The sequence below is a fragment of the Planomonospora parontospora genome, from assembly GCA_014647935.1.
Lineage (GTDB): Bacteria > Actinomycetota > Actinomycetes > Streptosporangiales > Streptosporangiaceae > Planomonospora > Planomonospora parontospora.
In genome coordinates this window covers 193,828-210,010 of record BMQD01000012.1, presented here as the reverse complement: position 1 = coordinate 210,010, position 16,183 = coordinate 193,828, and the positions used below count along the sequence as shown (strand labels likewise).

The window sequence follows — 16,183 nt, the reverse complement described above, 5'->3', positions numbered from 1 at the left end:
TGCGGGCTCCCGGCGAGGTCAGGGGATGCGCGAGCCCAGCAGCAGGGCGGAGACGGCGAACAGCAGGCCCGTCACCACGCCCGCCACGGTGAACCACCGGCCGATCTCCTGGTTGACCGTCCGGTAGCCGAGGGAGGTGCCGATCTGCTCGTAGACCGCCCGCAGCTCGCTGCCCGACTCCGCCTCGTAGGCGCGCCCCCCGGTGCCCTGCGAGAGGGTCTGCAGGGTGACCTTGTTGACCGGGACGTTCACCTCCCTGCCGTCGATGGAGACGGTGCCGTCCTGGGTGCCGTAGGCGATCGTGGAGACGGGCACGCGGGCGTTGACCGCGGATTCGACGGCCTCGGCCACCGACCGGCCCGAGGTGTTGTCCCCGTCGGACAGCAGCACGATCGCGGCCGGCGGGGGGTCGCTGACGGCCTGCTGGTCGAAGAAGCGGATGGAGTCGATGGAGCTGAACACCGCCTCGCCGATGGCGGTGCCGGCCCGGGTGTTCAGGTTGGCGAGCGAGGTGGCCACGGCCTGGTGGTCGATCGTGGGGGAGACGACCACGGCGGCCGAGCGGGCGAAGGCGACCAGGCCGACGTTGAAGCGCTCCGGTAGATCCCGGACGAACTTCTGGGCGGCCTCCTTGGCCGCGGCGAGCCGGTTGGGCGAGACGTCGTCGGCCTCCATCGAGAGCGAGACGTCCAGCGCGATGATGATCGTCGCCCGGTCGCGGGGAACCCGCACCGCGTCGGCCGGGCGGGCGGCGGACAGCACCAGCAGACTCATCATCAGCAGGAACAGCGCGGGGGCGACGTGCCGGCGCCAGTCCGGCCCGGAGGGCGTCACCAGGTCGAGCAGCGGCAGGTTGGTGAAGCGCACCGCGTAGCGGCGGCGGGCGAACTGGGCCGCCACGTAGGCCGCGACGAGGGCCGCGAGCGCGGCGAACAGCCAGAGCCAGGCGGGAGACAGGAAGGTCACCGGGCCGCCCCCGCCGGGTGCCGGTGCGTCAGGTGCGCGGTGCGCCGCTGCCTCAGCACGAACTGCGCGATGTCGGCCACCCAGTCGCGGTCGGTCCGCAGCACCAGGTGCGCCGCGCCGCAGCGGCGCAGCGCCATCCGGTTGACCTCCCGCTGGGCGGCCGCCGCCCGGGCGTAGGCCGCGCGCACCTTCGCGGTGAGCCGGACCTGGCGGCTCCGCCCCGACTCGGGGTCGGTGAGGCTGACCAGTCCCACGGGCGGCAGCTCCAGTTCGCGCGGGTCGATCACCTCCACGGCCAGCACCTGGTGGCGGGCGGCCAGGCGGCGCATCGGCCGCTCCCAGGGCAGTTCCAGGTCGGGGTCGAGGGCGGGTTCGGCGTCCAGGAAGTCGGAGACCACCACCCGCAGGCCGCGCCGGCGCCGCGCCGAGGCCAGCACCTCGATGCCTTCGGCCAGGTCGGGGGCGTCGGCGACCGGGCGGCCCCGGGGCGCGTCCATCAGCGAGTGCAGCAGGCCGTACAGGGCGGGCCGGCCGCCGCGGGCGGGCATCCGGTGGACGTACTCGTCGTGCAGGACGTAGGCGCCGAAGCGGTTGCCGACCCGCCGGGTGAGGAACCCGATCGCGCCGACCGCGGCGACCACCAGCTCCCGCTTCTCCACGGCGGCGGTGCCGAAGTCCATGCTGGGGGAGAGGTCGGCCAGCACCCAGGTCTCCAGTTCCCGGTCGGCGATGAGGTCCCTGACGTGCGGGACGGAGGTCCGGGCGGTCACCGCCCAGTCCATGCGGCGGACGTCGTCCTCGCCGGGGACGTAGACGCGGCTGTCGCCGGCCTCGCTGCCGGGCCCGGGGAGCAGGCCCTGGTGCGCGCCGTGCAGCAGGCCGTCCAGCCGCCGCACGATGGTCAGCTCCAGCCTGCGGAGCGCCTGCTCGGCCGTACTCATGGCGACGCGGGAGCGTCGCGGCTCGGGGGCCGGGGTCATCGGGGGCCCTGGTTCCAGACCACCAGCGGCGGGGGCACGGCGGCGAGGATCTGCCGGACCACGTCGTCGGGGTCGATCCCGTCGGCGAGCGCGTCGAAGGTGAGCATCAGCCGGTGCGACATCACGTCCACGGCCACGTCCCGGATGTCGTCGGGGAGCAGGTAGTCGCGGCCGCGCAGCAGGGCCAGGCCGCGGCCGGCGGCGACCAGGCCGAGCGTGGCGCGCGGGCTGACGCCGATCTCGATGTTCTCCTCCAGTCCGGCCAGGCCGTACTCGGCGGGCGAGCGGGTGGCCATGACCAGCCGGACGACGTAGTCGGCGACCAGCTGGTGCACCGAGACCTGGTCGGCGAGGCTCTGCAGGGCGGACAGCCGCTCCGGGTCGAGGACCGCCCTGGGCGTGGGCGGGGTGACGCTCATCCGGTGCAGGATCTCGAGCTCCTCGTGGGCGCTGGGGTGGCCGACCCGGACCCTGAAGAGGAAGCGGTCGCGCTGGACCTCGGGGAGCGGGTAGACGCCCTCGGACTCGATGGGGTTCTGGGTGGCGAGCACGACGAACGGCCTGGGCAGCGGGTGGGTCCGCCCCGCCAGGGAGACCTGGCGCTCGGCCATGACCTCCAGCAGGGCCGACTGCACCTTGGCCGGGGCGCGGTTGACCTCGTCGGCGAGCAGGAAGTTGACGAAGACCGGACCGAGCTCGACGTCGAAGGCCTCGCGGGAGGGGTGGTAGACCCGGGTGCCCACGATGTCGCTGGGCACCAGGTCGGGGGTGAACTGGATGCGGGCGAAGGTGCCGCCCACCACGGTGGCCAGCGTGGAGGCGGCCAGGGTCTTGGCGACGCCGGGCACCCCCTCCAGCAGGCAGTGGCCGCGCGCCAGCAGCGCCACGAGCAGCCGCTCCACCATGTGATCCTGACCCACGATGACCCGCCGGACCTCGGTCAGGGCCTCGCGCAGCAGTCCGGCGTCGGTCTCGCTGGGAACTTCCTCGGCGACGGTCATGGTGACATTCCACCAAACAGAGGGCTCTGCCGCATGGCTGGAGTGGTGCGCATTTCCGGTTGATACCCACCTGCGCGAGGTGTGATCGCCGCCGCCGGCTTTCCCGTGTGCTTTCATGGCAGGCGTGGCCAGTCCGCTCCAGTACGGTGACCCGCCCCGGCTCGGGCAGTTCGTCCTGCAGGCGCGCCTGCGGGTCGGGCCGGCGGGGCTGGTCTACCTGGGGCAGGACTCCGGCGGCCGGGCGGTCTCGCTGGCGGTGCTGACCAGGGGCGCCGCGCAGGACCCGGCGGCCAGGGACCGCTTCGTCACGGCGATCCGCGAGGCGGCGGCCAGCCGCGGGGTCCGGGGCTGGATGGCCAGGGCGGCGCGGGGCCGGACGGCGGTGGCCGAGGCGGTCCCGCAGGTGCTGGCCATGGACGGCGGCGCCGCGCCCTGGGTCGCCACGCCGTACGAACCGGACCGGGCCGGGGCCGAGCGGTTCCTGGAGCCGGTGCTGGTGCGCGGCACGCTGACCGGTGAGCGGCACGGCCCGGACTTCGCGCCGCACTGGGTGGGCGACCGCTCGCCCGCGCTGCCGCCGCCCTCCCGCGGGGCTCCGCCGGCGGTGGAGACCCTCAGGACGGTGGTCCTGACCGGGGCGGTGCTGACCGTCCTGCTGGTGCTGCTGGCCGCGATGCTCTGGCAGTCGTTCCGCCCGGACGACGAGGTCGAGCGGTTCCCCGCGCCGCTGCCGCCGACGAGGTTCGAGCCGACGCCGCCACCGGTGCCGGCGACTCCGGAGCCGGGACGGCCGTCGCCCTCCCCGTCGCCGTCGGAGAGCGGGACGGGACCGGGGGAGCCGGGGGGCGAGGAGGGCCCGGAGGACCCCCGCGGCGGGATCTGAGGCCCGGGGGCGGACTGCGAACGGCGCCCGTCCGGCCGCCTCCTTCCGGGCCGGCGGCGCGGGGCGCCGTGCCGCAGGCGGGCGGCACGCCGCGGAGCGGCCCTGCCCACGTGATCCCGGGACATCCCTGGGTATGGACAGCGGATGAGCAACGGGGAAGAACTGCGCAGGCTCGACGAGGAGCTGGCGCGGCTGCGCGCGGAGGTCGCGGCCATGCGCGACCAGGTCGGCGGGCTGGGCGCCACGGACGCCAACGAGCGGGCGCAGATGATCAACTTGGCCGACGAGCAGGAGAACCTGATCAACGAGCTCGAGGCCCGGCGCGAGTCGCTGCTCAGATCCTCCGGCGAGGGCTGAGGCGGCGCGTCGCGGGAGCGGGCGCGGTACGGCGGGCGGTCCGCCGCCCGCCGGGGGACCGCCCGGGATCGGTGTGCAAGAGGCCGGGACCGTGCAGGACCGGTACGCAAGCGGTCGGCGGTCGGGCGGCGCAAATCCACGCAAATATTTGCGTGAAATGTCGTACAGTTTGCGGCATGACGCGACGACTTGCACATGTGGCGAAGAAGGTCGGGGTGAGCGAGGCGACGGTGAGCCGCGTCCTCAACGGCAAGCCCGGGGTGTCGGAGGCGACCCGGGAGGCCGTGCTCACCGCCCTCGACGTGCTCGGATACGAGCGCCCCACCCAGCTGCGCGGTGACCGCGCCCGTCTGGTCGGGCTGGTGCTGCCCGAGTTGCAGAACCCCATCTTCCCCGCCTTCGCCGAGGTCGTGGGCGGCGCGCTGGCGCAGCAGGGGTTCACCTCGGTGCTGTGCACCCGGACGGTGGGCGGGGTCTCCGAGGCCGACTACGTCGACCTGCTGCTCCAGCAGCAGGTGTCGGGGGTGGTCTTCGCCGGCGGCCTCTACGCCCAGGCCGACGCCTCCCACGAGCACTACCGGCTGATCCACGAGCGGGGCCTGCCCACGGTCCTGGTCAACGCGGCGGTGGAGCACCTGGGCTTCCCCCAGGTCTCCTCCGACGACGTGGTGGCCGCGGAGATGTCCCTGGGCCACCTGCGGGCGCTCGGGCACGAGCGCGTCGGCCTGGTGCTCGGTCCCCGGGACCACATGCCCTCCCGGCGCAAACTGGAGATCTTCATGGCGTCGGCCGGCGGGGACTCCGACCTGGTGGAGCACACCATGTTCTCGCTGGAGGGCGGGCACGCGGCGGCGACCCGCCTGCTGCGCAGGGGCGTCACCGGCATCGTCTGCGCCAGCGACGTGCTGGCGCTCGGGGTGATCAGGGCCGTGCGCCGCGCGGGGTTGTCGGTGCCCCGGGACGTCTCGGTGATCGGCTACGACGACTCGGCGATGATGAACTGCACCGACCCGCCGCTGACCACGGTACGCCAGCCCATCGACGCGATGGGCCGCGCGGCCGTGGAACTGCTGGTCGCCCAGATCGACAAGGCCGTGGTGCCCGCCGACGAGCTGTTGTTCGAACCGGAACTGGTCGTACGCGCCTCGACGGCGCGGGCCGGGACGGGAGGCTGAGGCCCGCGGAAGGAGGCCCGGCAGGGGAGGGCGGCGGGGTTCGGCGGAGAAGGCCGACGGCTGGGGAGCGAGCGGCTGCTCACAGGGGTGGAACGGTATCCCGTTCCACCCCTGCTGCATGCTCCTCCAGGATTCACGTAGCCCAGTCGTTATCTTGCAGTCTTCTGCTTAAATATTGCGGACATGTGTTGACGATGCTTATCGTGTGGGCCACACCAAGGGACGGCCGACCGCTCACGGCGCCGTTCCGTCCAGGCCGGGACGGGCACCGCGAGCGGCTCCGTTCCCCCGTCAGAAGGGTCAGCGCGATGAGGAGATCCGGCTACCGCGAGACCATGGGCGCGCTGCTCGTGGCCGGGCTCGGCCTCTCGGCCGCCGCGTGCGGTTCCGACGAGTCCGCCCGGCCGACGCAGGGCACCGGAGCCACGGCCGCCGGGAACGCCCCGGTGTCGATCTCGATCAACTGCGTGCCGCCGAAGACCAACAAGGCGGAACGGCAGAACTTCGAGGACGACATGGCGGAGTTCCAGAAGCTCAACCCGGACATCAAGATCGAGAAGGCTTCGGACGCCTTCCCCTGCTACGAGCCCAGGACGTTCGAGGCCAAGCTGGCCGGCGGCCGGCTCGAGACCGTCTTCTACGCGAACTTCCCCAACGTGGGCCGCCTCATGGAGTCCGGCCAGGCCGCCGACATCACGCCGTACCTGGACACCGTCAAGACGTACGGCGACCTCAACGGCTCCACGGAGATCTTCAAGAAGGACGGCAAGGTCTACGGCGTGCCGACCGACGGCTACGGCATGGGCCTGGTCTACAACCGAAAGCTGTTCACGCAGGCCGGCCTGGACCCGAACAATCCGCCCAGGACCTGGGCGGAGGTGCAGGCGGCGGCCAAGCGGATCGCCGCCCTCGGCCCCGGCTACGTCGGCTTCGGCGAGTACAGCGGCGGCAACACCGGAGGCTGGCACTTCACCGCGTCGATCTACGGGCACGGCGGGGACGTGATCACCCCCGACGGGAGGAAGGCGGCCTTCAACACCCCCGAGGGCAGGGCCGTCCTGGAGAACCTCAAGCAGATGCGCTGGGCCGACGACAGCATGGGCAGCAGGCTCTTCATCAAGTGGGAGGACCTGATGAAGGCCATGGCCGGCGGCAGGATGGGCATGATGCTCGGCGCCCCCGACGTCCTGGTGCCGCTCAGGAACGACTTCCAGGCGAGGTTCGAGGACTACGCGGTGGCCGCCCAGCCTGAGGCGAAGGCCCTGCTCAACGGCGGCAAGGGTTTCATGATCAACCCTAAGGCGACGCCCGAGCAGATCCGGGCGGGCCTGAAGTGGATCGAGTTCCAGTACCTGACCCCGGGCAAGGGCCAGCTCGACTACGAGCGGGCCAGGTCCCAGGACTACCCGGTCGGCCAGCCGTACCCGGATCTGTGGAAGGCCGGCAGCGCGACCGGCACGCAGGTCCTGGACGCGCGCAAGCAGCACGCCACGGTCGATCCCGCGCAGTACGCCCAGTGGGTCGAGGGCTCCAAGGGGCTGCCGGCCAAGCCGGAGCCGGGCCCGTACGCCCAGGAGATCTACGCCATCCTCGACACGCCGATGTCGGCGGTGCTCACCAGGAAGGGCGCCGACGTCGAGCGGCTCCTGGCCGACGCGGAGGCGAAGGTCGACGCCCTGCTGGCGAAGAAGGGCTGACCCGCCGTCCACGCCTCCGGGACGCCGGCCGGTCCGCCGGGCCGGTCGGCACCCCGCCCGTCACGCCGAGACCGAAAGACCTGTATCGATGACCACAGTGAGCATGCGGGGCGCGCGAGGGCGGCCCCCCACCAGGCGGCGGCGCGACGTCAAGCGCAACCTGACCGCCTACGGTTTCCTGTGCGGGGCGCTGATCTGTTTCGCGTTCTTCTCCTGGTACCCCATGGTGTGGGAGGTCGTGCTCAGCTTCCAGCGGACGAACTTCGTCGACCCGCCCGTCTGGGTCGGGCTGGAGAACTTCGTCACGGTGTTCGAGGACGCCGCCTTCGGGCCCGCCTGGAAGAACACCGCGCTGTTCACCCTGCTGGCGCTCGTCTGCGGCTACGGCATCCCGTTCGTCGTCGCGATCGTCCTGAACGAGCTGCGCCACGCGCGGGCCTACCTGAGATTCGTCGTCTACCTGCCGGTGATGCTCCCGCCGGCGGTCGGGGTGCTGCTGTTCCAGTGGTTCTACGACCCGGAGGCCGGCCTGTTCAACCAGATCCTGGGCTTCCTGCACCTGCCCCCGCTGGACTGGCTGAACTCCTCCGACACCGCGCTGATCTCGCTGGTCGTCGTCTCCACCTGGATGAACCTCGGCAGCGGCACGCTGATCTACCTCGCCGCGCTGCAGACGGTCCCGAGCGAGCTGTACGAGGCGGCGGAACTGGACGGGGCCGGGCTCCTCAAGCGGATCCGGCACGTCACGATCCCGCAGACCAGGCTGATCCTGCTGGTGATGCTGCTGCTGCAGATCGTCGCGACCATGCAGGTCTTCATCGAGCCCTACCTGCTCACCGGCGGAGGCCCGGAGAACTCGACCGTCAGCGTCGTGTACCTCATGTACCAGTACGCGTTCAACTTCGGCAACGTCAACGGCGGCAACGCGCTGGGCGTGATGCTCATGCTCGTCCTGATGGTGTTCTCCGCCCTCTACCTGCGCCTCTCGCGCGACGACACCAAGGAGGAGGCGCCGAGATGACCGAACTCACCACCGCCCCGGGGCGTCCCCCCGGCGCCCCCGCCGATCCCGGCCGCCGCCCCCGGAAGCAGGGGAGGGCCTCGCGACCCCGCAGACCCATCCCGACGGAGTTCCGCACGGCGGTCTCACCGCACCAGCTCAACTCCCGCAGGGGCAGGACCGTCTACTGGACCGTGCTGGTCACGGTGGTGACGGGCTTCACCGCGGTCTTCGTCTTCCCGTTGTACTGGATGGTCACCGGCGCGATGAAGTCGACCGAGGACCTCCTGCGGATCCCGCCGAGCCTCCTGCCGCCCCGGTTCACCCTGGAGGCGTACCTGGAGGCGTGGGAACTGCTGGACCTGGGCCTGCTGCTCGGCAACACCGCCCTGTACGCCGGCGGAGCCTGGCTGTTCACGCTCGCGATCGACGTCACGGCGGCCTACGCGCTGTCCAAGCTGCGGCCCGTGCTCGGCAGGCTCGTCCTGGGCCTGATGCTGGCCACGCTCATGATCCCGCCGATGGTCATCATGCTCCCCGCCTACCTGACGGTGAAGGACCTGCCGATCCTCGGCTGGGACCTGCTGAACACCCCGTGGGCGATCTGGCTGCCGGCCGCGGCCAACGGGTTCAACATCTTCCTGCTCAAGCGCTTCTTCGACTCGATCCCCGGGGAACTGCTCGAGGCCGCCGAGATCGACGGGGCCTCCCCGGGGCGGATCCTCTGGTCGATCGTGATGCCGGTCTCCCGGCCGATCCTCGGCGTCGTGTCCATCCTCACCGTGGTGAACGTCTGGCGGGACTTCGTCTGGCCGCTGCTCGTGCTACCGGACAACGAGAAGATGTCGGTGAGCATCGGCATCGCCTCGCTGTCGGCGCAGATGCCGCAGAACGTGCTCATCGCCTCCCTGGTGATAGCCAGCATCCCGACCATCGTCGTCTTCTTCGTCTTCCAGCGGCAGATCATGGCCGGCCTGACCGCCGGCGGCCTCAAGGGCTGAGCTCCGCCACCCGCCACCCGCCCACGACCACGACCACAAGGAGTTGCTGCAGCATGTCCGGCAGTGCCATTCCGGGGACGACCCCGGCCCCCGCCACGTCGGCCGGGACGGCCCCGCAGAGGGGGACGGAGGAGGGAGCGTGGTGGCGGGGCGCCGCGATCTACCAGGTCTACCTGCGCAGCTTCGCCGACGGCAACGGCGACGGGATCGGCGACCTGGCCGGCCTGCGGGCCCGTCTGCCGTACCTGGCGGAGCTCGGCGCCGACGCGATCTGGCTCAACCCCTGGTACCCCTCGCCGATGGCCGACGGCGGCTACGACGTAGCCGACTACCGCGACATCGACCCCGTCTTCGGCACCCTCGCCGAGGCGGAGAAGCTCATCGAGGAGGCCCACTCCCTCGGCATCCGGACGATCATCGACATCGTGCCCAACCACGGCTCGGTGGAGCAGGAGTGGTTCGTCCGGGCGCTGGCGGCCGGGCCCGGCTCGCCGGAGCGGGAACGGTTCTGGTTCAGGGACGGCCGGGGCGGCCTGCCGCCCAACGACTGGCGGTCCATCTTCGGCGGGCCCGCCTGGACGCGGGTCGCCGACGGCCAGTGGTACCTGCACCTGTTCGACCCGGGACAGCCCGACTTCAACTGGGACGCCCCCGAGGTCGTGGCGGAGTTCCACGACGTGCTGCGCTTCTGGCTCGACCGGGGTGTGGACGGCATCCGGATCGACTCGGCCGCACTGATCGTCAAGGACTTCGACAGCCCCACCGGCGCCGACGGCGACCTCGACGGCGTGCACGAGATCTACCGGGGCTGGCGGCGCATCACCGACTCCTACGAGGGCCGGATCCTGATCGGCGAGGTGTGGCTGCCCGACCAGGAGCGGTTCGCGCGCTACCTGCGTCCCGACGAGATGCACACCGCGTTCAACTTCGACTTCCTGGGGCGGGCCTGGGACGCCCGGGAGCTGCGGGCCTCGATCGAGCTGACCCTGGCCACCCACGTGCCGATCGGCGCCCCGCCGACCTGGGTGCTGTCCAACCACGACGTGCCCCGCCCGGTGACGAGGTACGGCCGGCGGGTCACCTCCTTCTCGCACGCCGACCGCCGCGACGGCGCCCCGTCCGATGCGGTGCTGGGGGAGCGCAGGGCCAGGGCCGCGGCGCTGCTCGCGCTGGCACTGCCCGGCAGCGCCTACGTCTACCAGGGGGAGGAGCTCGGCCTGCCCGAGGTCGATGACATCCCCGGCGAGCTGCGCCAGGACCCCATCTGGACCCGATCGGGGCGCACGGTCCCCGGCCGGGACGGCTGCCGGGTGCCGCTGCCCTGGTCGGGGCAGGAGCCGCCGTTCGGGTTCGGCACGGGGGAGCCGTGGCTGCCCCAGCCGGCCTCCTGGAAGGACCTGACGGCCGAGGCGCAGGCCGCCGACCCCGGCTCCATGCTCAACCTCTACCGGCGGGCGCTGCGCATCCGCCGCGCCGAGCTCGGCGACGGCGTGCTGCGCTGGCTGGAGGCCGGTGCGGACGTGCTCGCCTTCACCCGCGAGTCCGGCCTGGCCTGCGTGGTCAACCTGGGCCCCGACCCGGTACGGCTCCCGCCGCACGGGGCCGTGCTGCTGTCCAGCGGCCCGCTCGACGGCGACCGGCTGCCCGCCGACACCGCCGTGTGGCTCCGCACCGGCTGAGCCCTGCCACGCGGGAGCGGCCTGGACACCGGCCGGACCCGGCCGGTCGCCGGTTCGGGCCGGTGGTGTCCGCGTCGCTCAAGGTCCCGCCCCCGTCCCTCGATGTCACCTGATGTCCGCCAGTGTCCCTCAGTGTCCCTCGGTATACCCCTCAGGCTCCTCCGCCGATCGACGGCCGCTCAGTGCGACGGCCGCTCAGTGCGACGGCCGCTCAGCGTGGCGGTCGCTCACTGCGGCGGCTGCGGAGCAGCCAGAGCGGTCCGGTAGGCGTCGGAGATGTGCCCGGCGACGACCAGGATCGGCTCGACCAGGCGTTGCATCTCCCGGGCGCGGCGGGAGGAGACGACGATCCCGACGGCCGCCACGGGCCTGCCGTCCACCAGCACGGGGGCGGCCGCAGAGCACGAGCCGAGCGTCATCTCCTCGTGGGTGACCGCGTAGCCGCGCTCGCGCACCTGGCGCAGTTCGCGGGCCAGGCGCCCGGGCTCGGTGATGGTGTGCGGGGTGGGCCTCTCCAGGGGGCGCGATAGATAGGAGGCGACGACCCGGTCCGGTTCGAAGGCGAGCAGCGCCTTGCCGACGCCGGTGGGGTGCATGGGCAGGCGTCCGCCGACGCGCGAGACGATCGGCACCGCCCGCCTGCCGTGCACCTTGTCCACGTAGAGGACCTCGAAGCCGTCGCGGACGGCCAGGTGGACGTTCTCGCCGGTGCTGCCGAACAGCTCCTGCAACCAGGGGCGCGCGACCTGCTGGAGGGGGCCGGGGGCGAGCTGCCCGAGCTCCCACAGCCGCAGGCCCACGTGGAAGCGCCCGTCCGGGGCGCGGGTGAGCGCCTGCCAGGCCTCCAGCTCGCCGACCAGCCGGTGGACGGTGCTCAGAGCCATTCCGCTGCGCCGGGCGATCTCGGTCAGGGTGAGCCGGGGATGCTCAGCGTCGAAGGCGCCGAGAACGGCCAGGACGCGAGAGGTGACCGACCGCCCGGCCTGGCGTGCGCCACCGGGCACCGCGCCCTCCCCGTGGTCTCACGGCGGGACCCGTCGCGGGGATCCACCCGTTCACTTCCGCTGAGCGGAAGTGAACGCTACCTCACGCTCCTCCCTGCCGCCCGGACGGGGAGCCCCCGGGTCGTCCGCAGTCTGAGCCGCCGTCCTGCCCCTGGGGAAGCGGTCGGTACGCTCTGGCCGGCGGATATGTGATTTCGGGGGATATGTATGGACATATGGCAGGTCGTGCTGCTGATGGTGGCCGCTGCCGGGGCGGGCTGGATCGACGCCGTGGTCGGCGGGGGAGGCCTGGTGCAGCTCCCCGCTCTGCTGGTGGCGGGGGTGCCGCCGATCCAGGCGATGGCCACCAACAAGTTCTCCTCCGTCTTCGGTACGGCCTCGGCGGCCGTCACCTACGCCCTCACCACGAAGATCGACAAGCGGGTGGCGGTCCCCGCCGGGCTGGCCGCGGTGCTCCTGTCCGGGCTCGGCGCCTCGGCTGTGACGCTGATCTCGAAGGAGGCGCTGATCCCGCTGGTGATGGTCGTCCTGGTGGCGGTGGCGATGTTCGTCACCTTCCGGCCAGCCCTCGGCACCCGCCCCCAGCCCCAACTGGGCACCCGGGCCCGGACGCTGACGGCTATCGGTGTCACCGGGGTGGGCATCGCCTTCTACGACGGCATCATCGGCCCGGGCACGGGCACTTTCCTGATCATCGCCTTCACGGTGATCCTCGGCATGGACTTCGTGGACGGCTCGGCCCACTCGAAGATCATCAACTTCTGCACGAACGTGGGGGCGCTGCTGGTCTTCGGGTTCCAGGGGGAGGTGCTGTGGCTCCTCGGCCTGGCGATGGCCGCGTGCAACATCGCCGGAGCCCAGCTCGGCGCACGGATGGCGCTGCGCAGGGGAGCGAAGTTCGTGCGGATCGTCCTGCTGTGCGTGGTTGCCGCGATGGTCGCGAAACTCGGCTACGACCGGTTCCTAGCCGCCTGATCGGAGGAGGCCGGGAACGGGTTCAGGCGGTGTCCGGCGCGCTGCCGGACACCGCCGGCGCATCGCACCGCCACCGGCGGCCGTGGAGGCCGGCCGGTATCCCGCGTCGGCCCGGACCCCGCCTGAACCCGCTCCCGAGACGGTGGTGTGGCGAATTGAATGATCTACTTTGTAAAGGGAATGGTTTGTACAACTGAAGCGGCCAGAGCCACGAAGAACGCCAACAGAACGGGAACGGCCAGCGCACGCGAGAGACCGAAGACCTCCGCCGCCCCGCCGATCAGCACCGGGCCGGTGAGGAAACCGGCGTAACCGAGACTCGCCACCCGCGCCAGCGAGCGGCCCGCGTGGACCGGATCATGGCGGCCCGCCGCCGAGAAGACCTGAGGGACGATGCAGGACAGGCCCGCGCCGAAACAGGCGAAACCGATCACTCCGGCCATCGGCAGGTTCACCAACAGAGCGGTGCCGAGGCCGGCTGCGGCCAGGAGGCCGCAGCCGCGGACCAGGACGACCGGGCCGAGCACGGCGGCGAGGCGGTCCCCGGCGAGGCGTCCGGCGGTCATCATGACGGAGAAAGCCGCGTAGGCGGCCGCGGCGAGGCCGTCGGAGCCGCTGAGCTCGTGCAGGTAGACCGAGCTCCAGTCGGCGGCGGCGCCTTCCCCGATCATGCAGCAGAAGGCGAGCACGCCCAGCAGGAGCACGCCGCGGCCCGCGCGGCCCGGGCCGGTGTCCGTGCCCGCGGCTGCGGGTCCACCGTCCACCGTGAGCGCCCAGCGGGAGGCCCAGAGCGCCAGGCCCGCGATGGCGATGGCCACGGTGAGGAAGGTGAGGGCGGGGGAGAGGGCGGCGGCAGCGAGGAGACCGCCGACGGCCGCGCCGAGGAAACCGCCGATGCTGAACACGGCGTGGAAGGAGGACATGATGGACCGGCCGGCGGCGCGCTCGATCTCGACGGCGTTGGCGTTCATCGCGACGTCGAGGGTGCCGTGGACCGCGCCGAAGACGAACAGGGCGAGGGTGAGGGCGGCCAGGTTCGGGGCCAGGGCCGGCAGGATCAGGGCGACGCTCTGCGCGAAGGCCATCGGCAGCATCACCTTGACGCTGCCGAAGTGGTCGACCAGCCGGCCCACCACCTGCATGCCGGTGATCGCCCCGGCCGCGATGCCGAGCAGGCCGAGGCTGAGCTGGCCGTCGCCGAGACCGAGGTCGTTTCTGATGGCCGGGATGCGGGCCGTCCAGGTGCCGATCGCCATGCCGGAGAGCAGGAACAGCAGGTAGACGGCGACCTGGCCGCGCCGCAGGGCGGTCCGGTCGTCATGCAGGAGGGTCATGAGGGCTCCAGGGGCGTCGGTGCGCTTGTATCGCGGCTGCAGGATCAGACAGTGCGGACGGTGACACCGGCGGCGGTGAGTGCGTCGTGCTCGGACGGGGGGATCGCGTCGTCGGTGACGACCAGGTCGAGGCGGTCCAGGGGGCAGACGGCGCCGAAGGCGGTGCGGGTGAACTTGCTCGAGTCGGTGGCCACGACGACGCGCCGGGCGGAGGCGATCGCGGCCTGCTTGACGGCGACCTCCGACAGGTCGTAGGCGGTCAGGCCGTGCTCGGCGGACAGGCCGCAGCAGCCGATGACCGCCGTGTCGAAGCGCAGGGAGCGGATGGCGCCCTCGGTGAGGGGACCGGTGAGGTCGAGCTCGCCGGGTCGGACCTCGCCGCCGGGGAGGACGAGGCGGATCCGCGGTGCCGTACCGAGCTCGTGGGCCGACTGAAGGGAGAGCGGCAGGACGGTCATCCGGCGATCGCGGATCGTGCGGGCGATCTCCAGGGCGGTGGTGCCGGAGTCCAGCAGGACGGCCTCCCCGTCGGAGAGCAGTGACGCCACCTCGGCGGCGATGCGCCGTTTGACCTCCGCCGCCTCACGCTCGCGGACCGCGAAGGGGGACTCCTCCCCGCGCAGCAGGAGACTGACCGCACCTCCGCGCACCCGCCTGACCACACCCTGCTGGGCGAGCTCGTCGAGGTCGCGCCGGATGGTCATCTCGGAGACCGCGTGCTCGAGCGCGAGCTCGGCGACGGAGACGGAGTCACAGGCCCGCAGGGCGGTCATGATGGCGTGGATGCGATCGGCACTTTCCATGCGTTCATTTGAACACAGTCGATGTTCGGACGGCAACCGGGGAGAATGGGCGCATGCGTGCGAGTCGTCTCCTGTCCCTCCTCCTCCTGCTGCAGACGCGGGGACGGATGACGGCCGCCGAGCTCTCCGAGGAACTGGAGGTCTCGATCCGGACGGTCTACCGGGACGTGGAGGCGCTGTCGTCGGCCGGGGTGCCGGTGTACGCCGACCGCGGACCCGCCGGGGGCTACCGGCTCCTGGACGGCTACCGCACCCGCCTGAACGGGCTGACGGCCGAGGAGGCCTCCTCGATGTTCCTGGCGGCGCTGCCCGGGCCTGCGGCCGAGCTGGGGCTGGGCGAGGTGGCCGCCGCCGCGGAGCTGAAGCTGCTGGCCGCGCTGCCGCCGGGACCGCGTTCCCACGCCACCCGGATGCGTGAGCGCTTCCACCTCGACGTTCCGGGGTGGTACCGCAGCGCGGAGGAGGCGCCGTTCCTGGGCGAGGTCGCCAGGGCGGTGTGGGAGCAGCGCCCGGTGCGGATGACCTACCGCCGCTGGGGTCCGCAGGACGTGGAGCGCCTGGTCCATCCGTACGGCCTCGTGCTGAAGGGCGGGTCGTGGTACATGGTGGCGTCGCCGGGGGAGGAGTCGCCGCGCACCTACAAGGTGGCGCGGATCGTGGCCGCAGAGGTGCTCGACGGGTGCTTCGAACGGCCCGAGGGGTTCGACCTCGCGGACTTCTGGGCGCGTTACACCGTGGATTTCCGCGAGCGCATGTACACCGCTCACGCGCTGATCCGGCTGGCCCCGGGGCTGGAGGGCCTGCTGCGCTACACGGTAGGGGAGGACCCCGCCGACGCCGCGCTCGCCTGCGCCGGGCCGCCCGACGAGCGCGGCTGGAGGGTGCTGCGCCTGCCGGTCGAGTCGATCCGGCACGCCCGGTGGCTGCTGCTGCGCCTGGGGACCGACGTCGAAGTGCTGGAGCCGCCCGAGCTGCGCGCGGCGATGGCCGAGACGGCCGCCGCGCTCACCGTCCTGTACGGCCTGCCTCCGGCCGGCGGTCCCGCGCATGCGGAGGGCTGACGGTACGGTGTCGCCGGTCTGCGGCTGCGGCCGACGACACTCCACGCTCCGGGCCGGTCGGGGCGCCGGAGTCCGGGTTTGCCTTCCGATGCAGGGGACGCTAAGCTGGATGCAGTTGCAGTTGTGGTACCCATGAAACTTTGTGTGCACCTGACGATATGTAATCTTCAGGTGCATTTTTGTTTGCCGGTCACCTCCGGATGGGCTCATCTCGGCGACGCGGGATCCGTGCAGTGCGGGTTCCGGCTCTGCCCCTATCGAAGGAGA

The 16,183-nt window shown here is 72.1% G+C and carries 15 protein-coding genes; 9 read left to right on the top strand and 6 right to left on the bottom strand.

Translation table 11 applies throughout. The features are described from left to right. Positions 1 to 18 precede the first annotated feature (18 nt). From IEZ07_RS20260 to IEZ07_RS20250, 3 genes are read right to left on the bottom strand one after another with little or no spacing between them, the layout of a single operon-like run. Positions 19 to 966 (bottom strand): VWA domain-containing protein, encoded by a 948-nt coding sequence (locus IEZ07_RS20260; protein ID WP_068904170.1) that lies wholly within the window; start codon positions 964 to 966, stop codon positions 19 to 21. Beyond that, positions 963 to 1,907 (bottom strand): DUF58 domain-containing protein, encoded by a 945-nt coding sequence (locus tag IEZ07_RS20255; RefSeq protein WP_204054457.1) that lies wholly within the window; start codon positions 1,905 to 1,907, stop codon positions 963 to 965. Before IEZ07_RS20255 ends, IEZ07_RS20260 begins: the two co-directional genes overlap by 4 nt. Before the next feature lie 35 nt (positions 1,908 to 1,942). After that, the gene (locus IEZ07_RS20250; RefSeq protein WP_191896165.1) at positions 1,943 to 2,947 is read right to left on the bottom strand and encodes an AAA family ATPase; all 1,005 of its coding nucleotides are present in this window, start codon (positions 2,945 to 2,947) and stop codon (positions 1,943 to 1,945) included. A gap of 115 nt (positions 2,948 to 3,062) precedes the next feature. Here IEZ07_RS20250 and IEZ07_RS20245 point away from each other — a divergent pair, with 115 nt between their 5' ends. From IEZ07_RS20245 to IEZ07_RS20215, 7 genes are all read left to right on the top strand, one after another. Then, positions 3,063 to 3,830 carry a hypothetical protein gene (locus IEZ07_RS20245; RefSeq protein ID WP_191896164.1) on the top strand — a complete coding sequence of 256 codons (768 nt, stop codon included), beginning with the start codon at positions 3,063 to 3,065 and terminating at the stop codon, positions 3,828 to 3,830. A 144-nt stretch (positions 3,831 to 3,974) separates the two neighbouring features. Beyond that, the gene (locus IEZ07_RS20240; RefSeq protein WP_068904163.1) at positions 3,975 to 4,187 is read left to right on the top strand and encodes a hypothetical protein; all 213 of its coding nucleotides are present in this window, start codon (positions 3,975 to 3,977) and stop codon (positions 4,185 to 4,187) included. 176 nt (positions 4,188 to 4,363) lie between these two features. After that, entirely contained in the window at positions 4,364 to 5,362 is a 999-nt protein-coding gene (locus IEZ07_RS20235; protein ID WP_191896163.1) for a LacI family DNA-binding transcriptional regulator, read from the top strand. Positions 5,363 to 5,670: 308 nt separating this feature from the next. Continuing rightward, positions 5,671 to 7,059, top strand: coding sequence for an ABC transporter substrate-binding protein (locus IEZ07_RS20230; protein WP_191896162.1), 1,389 nt, complete (start codon positions 5,671 to 5,673; stop codon positions 7,057 to 7,059). An 88-nt stretch (positions 7,060 to 7,147) separates the two neighbouring features. Beyond that, on the top strand, positions 7,148 to 8,080 hold the full coding sequence (locus IEZ07_RS20225) for a carbohydrate ABC transporter permease (RefSeq protein WP_191896161.1): 933 nt from the start codon (positions 7,148 to 7,150) through the stop codon (positions 8,078 to 8,080). Next, positions 8,077 to 9,060: a carbohydrate ABC transporter permease gene (locus IEZ07_RS20220; RefSeq protein WP_191896160.1), complete on the top strand. Its 984-nt coding sequence runs from the start codon at positions 8,077 to 8,079 to the stop codon at positions 9,058 to 9,060. Before IEZ07_RS20225 ends, IEZ07_RS20220 begins: the two co-directional genes overlap by 4 nt. Positions 9,061 to 9,113: 53 nt before the next feature. After that, a complete protein-coding gene (locus IEZ07_RS20215) occupies positions 9,114 to 10,739 on the top strand; it encodes a glycoside hydrolase family 13 protein (protein ID WP_191896159.1) in 1,626 nt (541 codons plus the stop codon). Between the two features lie 227 nt (positions 10,740 to 10,966). Here the strand turns inward: IEZ07_RS20215 and IEZ07_RS20210 are convergent, their stop codons facing one another. Then, a complete protein-coding gene (locus IEZ07_RS20210) occupies positions 10,967 to 11,743 on the bottom strand; it encodes an IclR family transcriptional regulator (protein ID WP_191896158.1) in 777 nt (258 codons plus the stop codon). A 207-nt stretch (positions 11,744 to 11,950) separates the two neighbouring features. Between IEZ07_RS20210 and IEZ07_RS20205 the strand changes: the two genes are divergently transcribed. Beyond that, the gene (locus tag IEZ07_RS20205) at positions 11,951 to 12,718 is read left to right on the top strand and encodes a TSUP family transporter (RefSeq protein ID WP_191896157.1); all 768 of its coding nucleotides are present in this window, start codon (positions 11,951 to 11,953) and stop codon (positions 12,716 to 12,718) included. 164 nt (positions 12,719 to 12,882) lie between these two features. Here IEZ07_RS20205 and IEZ07_RS20200 read toward each other — a convergent pair whose 3' ends face one another. After that, the gene (locus IEZ07_RS20200; RefSeq protein ID WP_191896156.1) at positions 12,883 to 14,052 is read right to left on the bottom strand and encodes an MFS transporter; all 1,170 of its coding nucleotides are present in this window, start codon (positions 14,050 to 14,052) and stop codon (positions 12,883 to 12,885) included. Positions 14,053 to 14,096: 44 nt separating this feature from the next. Then, positions 14,097 to 14,855, bottom strand: coding sequence for a DeoR/GlpR family DNA-binding transcription regulator (locus IEZ07_RS20195; protein ID WP_191896155.1), 759 nt, complete (start codon positions 14,853 to 14,855; stop codon positions 14,097 to 14,099). Positions 14,856 to 14,908: 53 nt separating this feature from the next. Between IEZ07_RS20195 and IEZ07_RS20190 the strand changes: the two genes are divergently transcribed. Beyond that, positions 14,909 to 15,916 carry a helix-turn-helix transcriptional regulator gene (locus tag IEZ07_RS20190; protein ID WP_191896154.1) on the top strand — a complete coding sequence of 336 codons (1,008 nt, stop codon included), beginning with the start codon at positions 14,909 to 14,911 and terminating at the stop codon, positions 15,914 to 15,916. Positions 15,917 to 16,183 lie beyond the last annotated feature (267 nt).

Excerpts from the sequence above, each read along its gene's own strand:
- IEZ07_RS20225 (WP_191896161.1), top strand. The coding sequence starts at position 7,148 with ATGACCACAGTGAGCATGCGGGGCGCGCGAGGGCGGCCCCCCACCAGG.
- IEZ07_RS20205 (WP_191896157.1), top strand. The coding sequence starts at position 11,951 with ATGGACATATGGCAGGTCGTGCTGCTGATGGTGGCCGCTGCCGGGGCG.
- IEZ07_RS20230 (WP_191896162.1), top strand. The coding sequence starts at position 5,671 with ATGAGGAGATCCGGCTACCGCGAGACCATGGGCGCGCTGCTCGTGGCC.
- IEZ07_RS20220 (WP_191896160.1), top strand. The coding sequence starts at position 8,077 with ATGACCGAACTCACCACCGCCCCGGGGCGTCCCCCCGGCGCCCCCGCC.
- IEZ07_RS20240 (WP_068904163.1), top strand. The coding sequence starts at position 3,975 with ATGAGCAACGGGGAAGAACTGCGCAGGCTCGACGAGGAGCTGGCGCGG.
- IEZ07_RS20235 (WP_191896163.1), top strand. The coding sequence starts at position 4,364 with ATGACGCGACGACTTGCACATGTGGCGAAGAAGGTCGGGGTGAGCGAG.
- IEZ07_RS20190 (WP_191896154.1), top strand. The coding sequence starts at position 14,909 with ATGCGTGCGAGTCGTCTCCTGTCCCTCCTCCTCCTGCTGCAGACGCGG.
- IEZ07_RS20200 (WP_191896156.1), bottom strand. The coding sequence starts at position 14,052 with ATGACCCTCCTGCATGACGACCGGACCGCCCTGCGGCGCGGCCAGGTC.
- IEZ07_RS20250 (WP_191896165.1), bottom strand. The coding sequence starts at position 2,947 with ATGACCGTCGCCGAGGAAGTTCCCAGCGAGACCGACGCCGGACTGCTG.
- IEZ07_RS20195 (WP_191896155.1), bottom strand. The coding sequence starts at position 14,855 with ATGGAAAGTGCCGATCGCATCCACGCCATCATGACCGCCCTGCGGGCC.
- IEZ07_RS20255 (WP_204054457.1), bottom strand. The coding sequence starts at position 1,907 with ATGAGTACGGCCGAGCAGGCGCTCCGCAGGCTGGAGCTGACCATCGTG.
- IEZ07_RS20245 (WP_191896164.1), top strand. The coding sequence starts at position 3,063 with ATGGCAGGCGTGGCCAGTCCGCTCCAGTACGGTGACCCGCCCCGGCTC.
- IEZ07_RS20215 (WP_191896159.1), top strand. The coding sequence starts at position 9,114 with ATGTCCGGCAGTGCCATTCCGGGGACGACCCCGGCCCCCGCCACGTCG.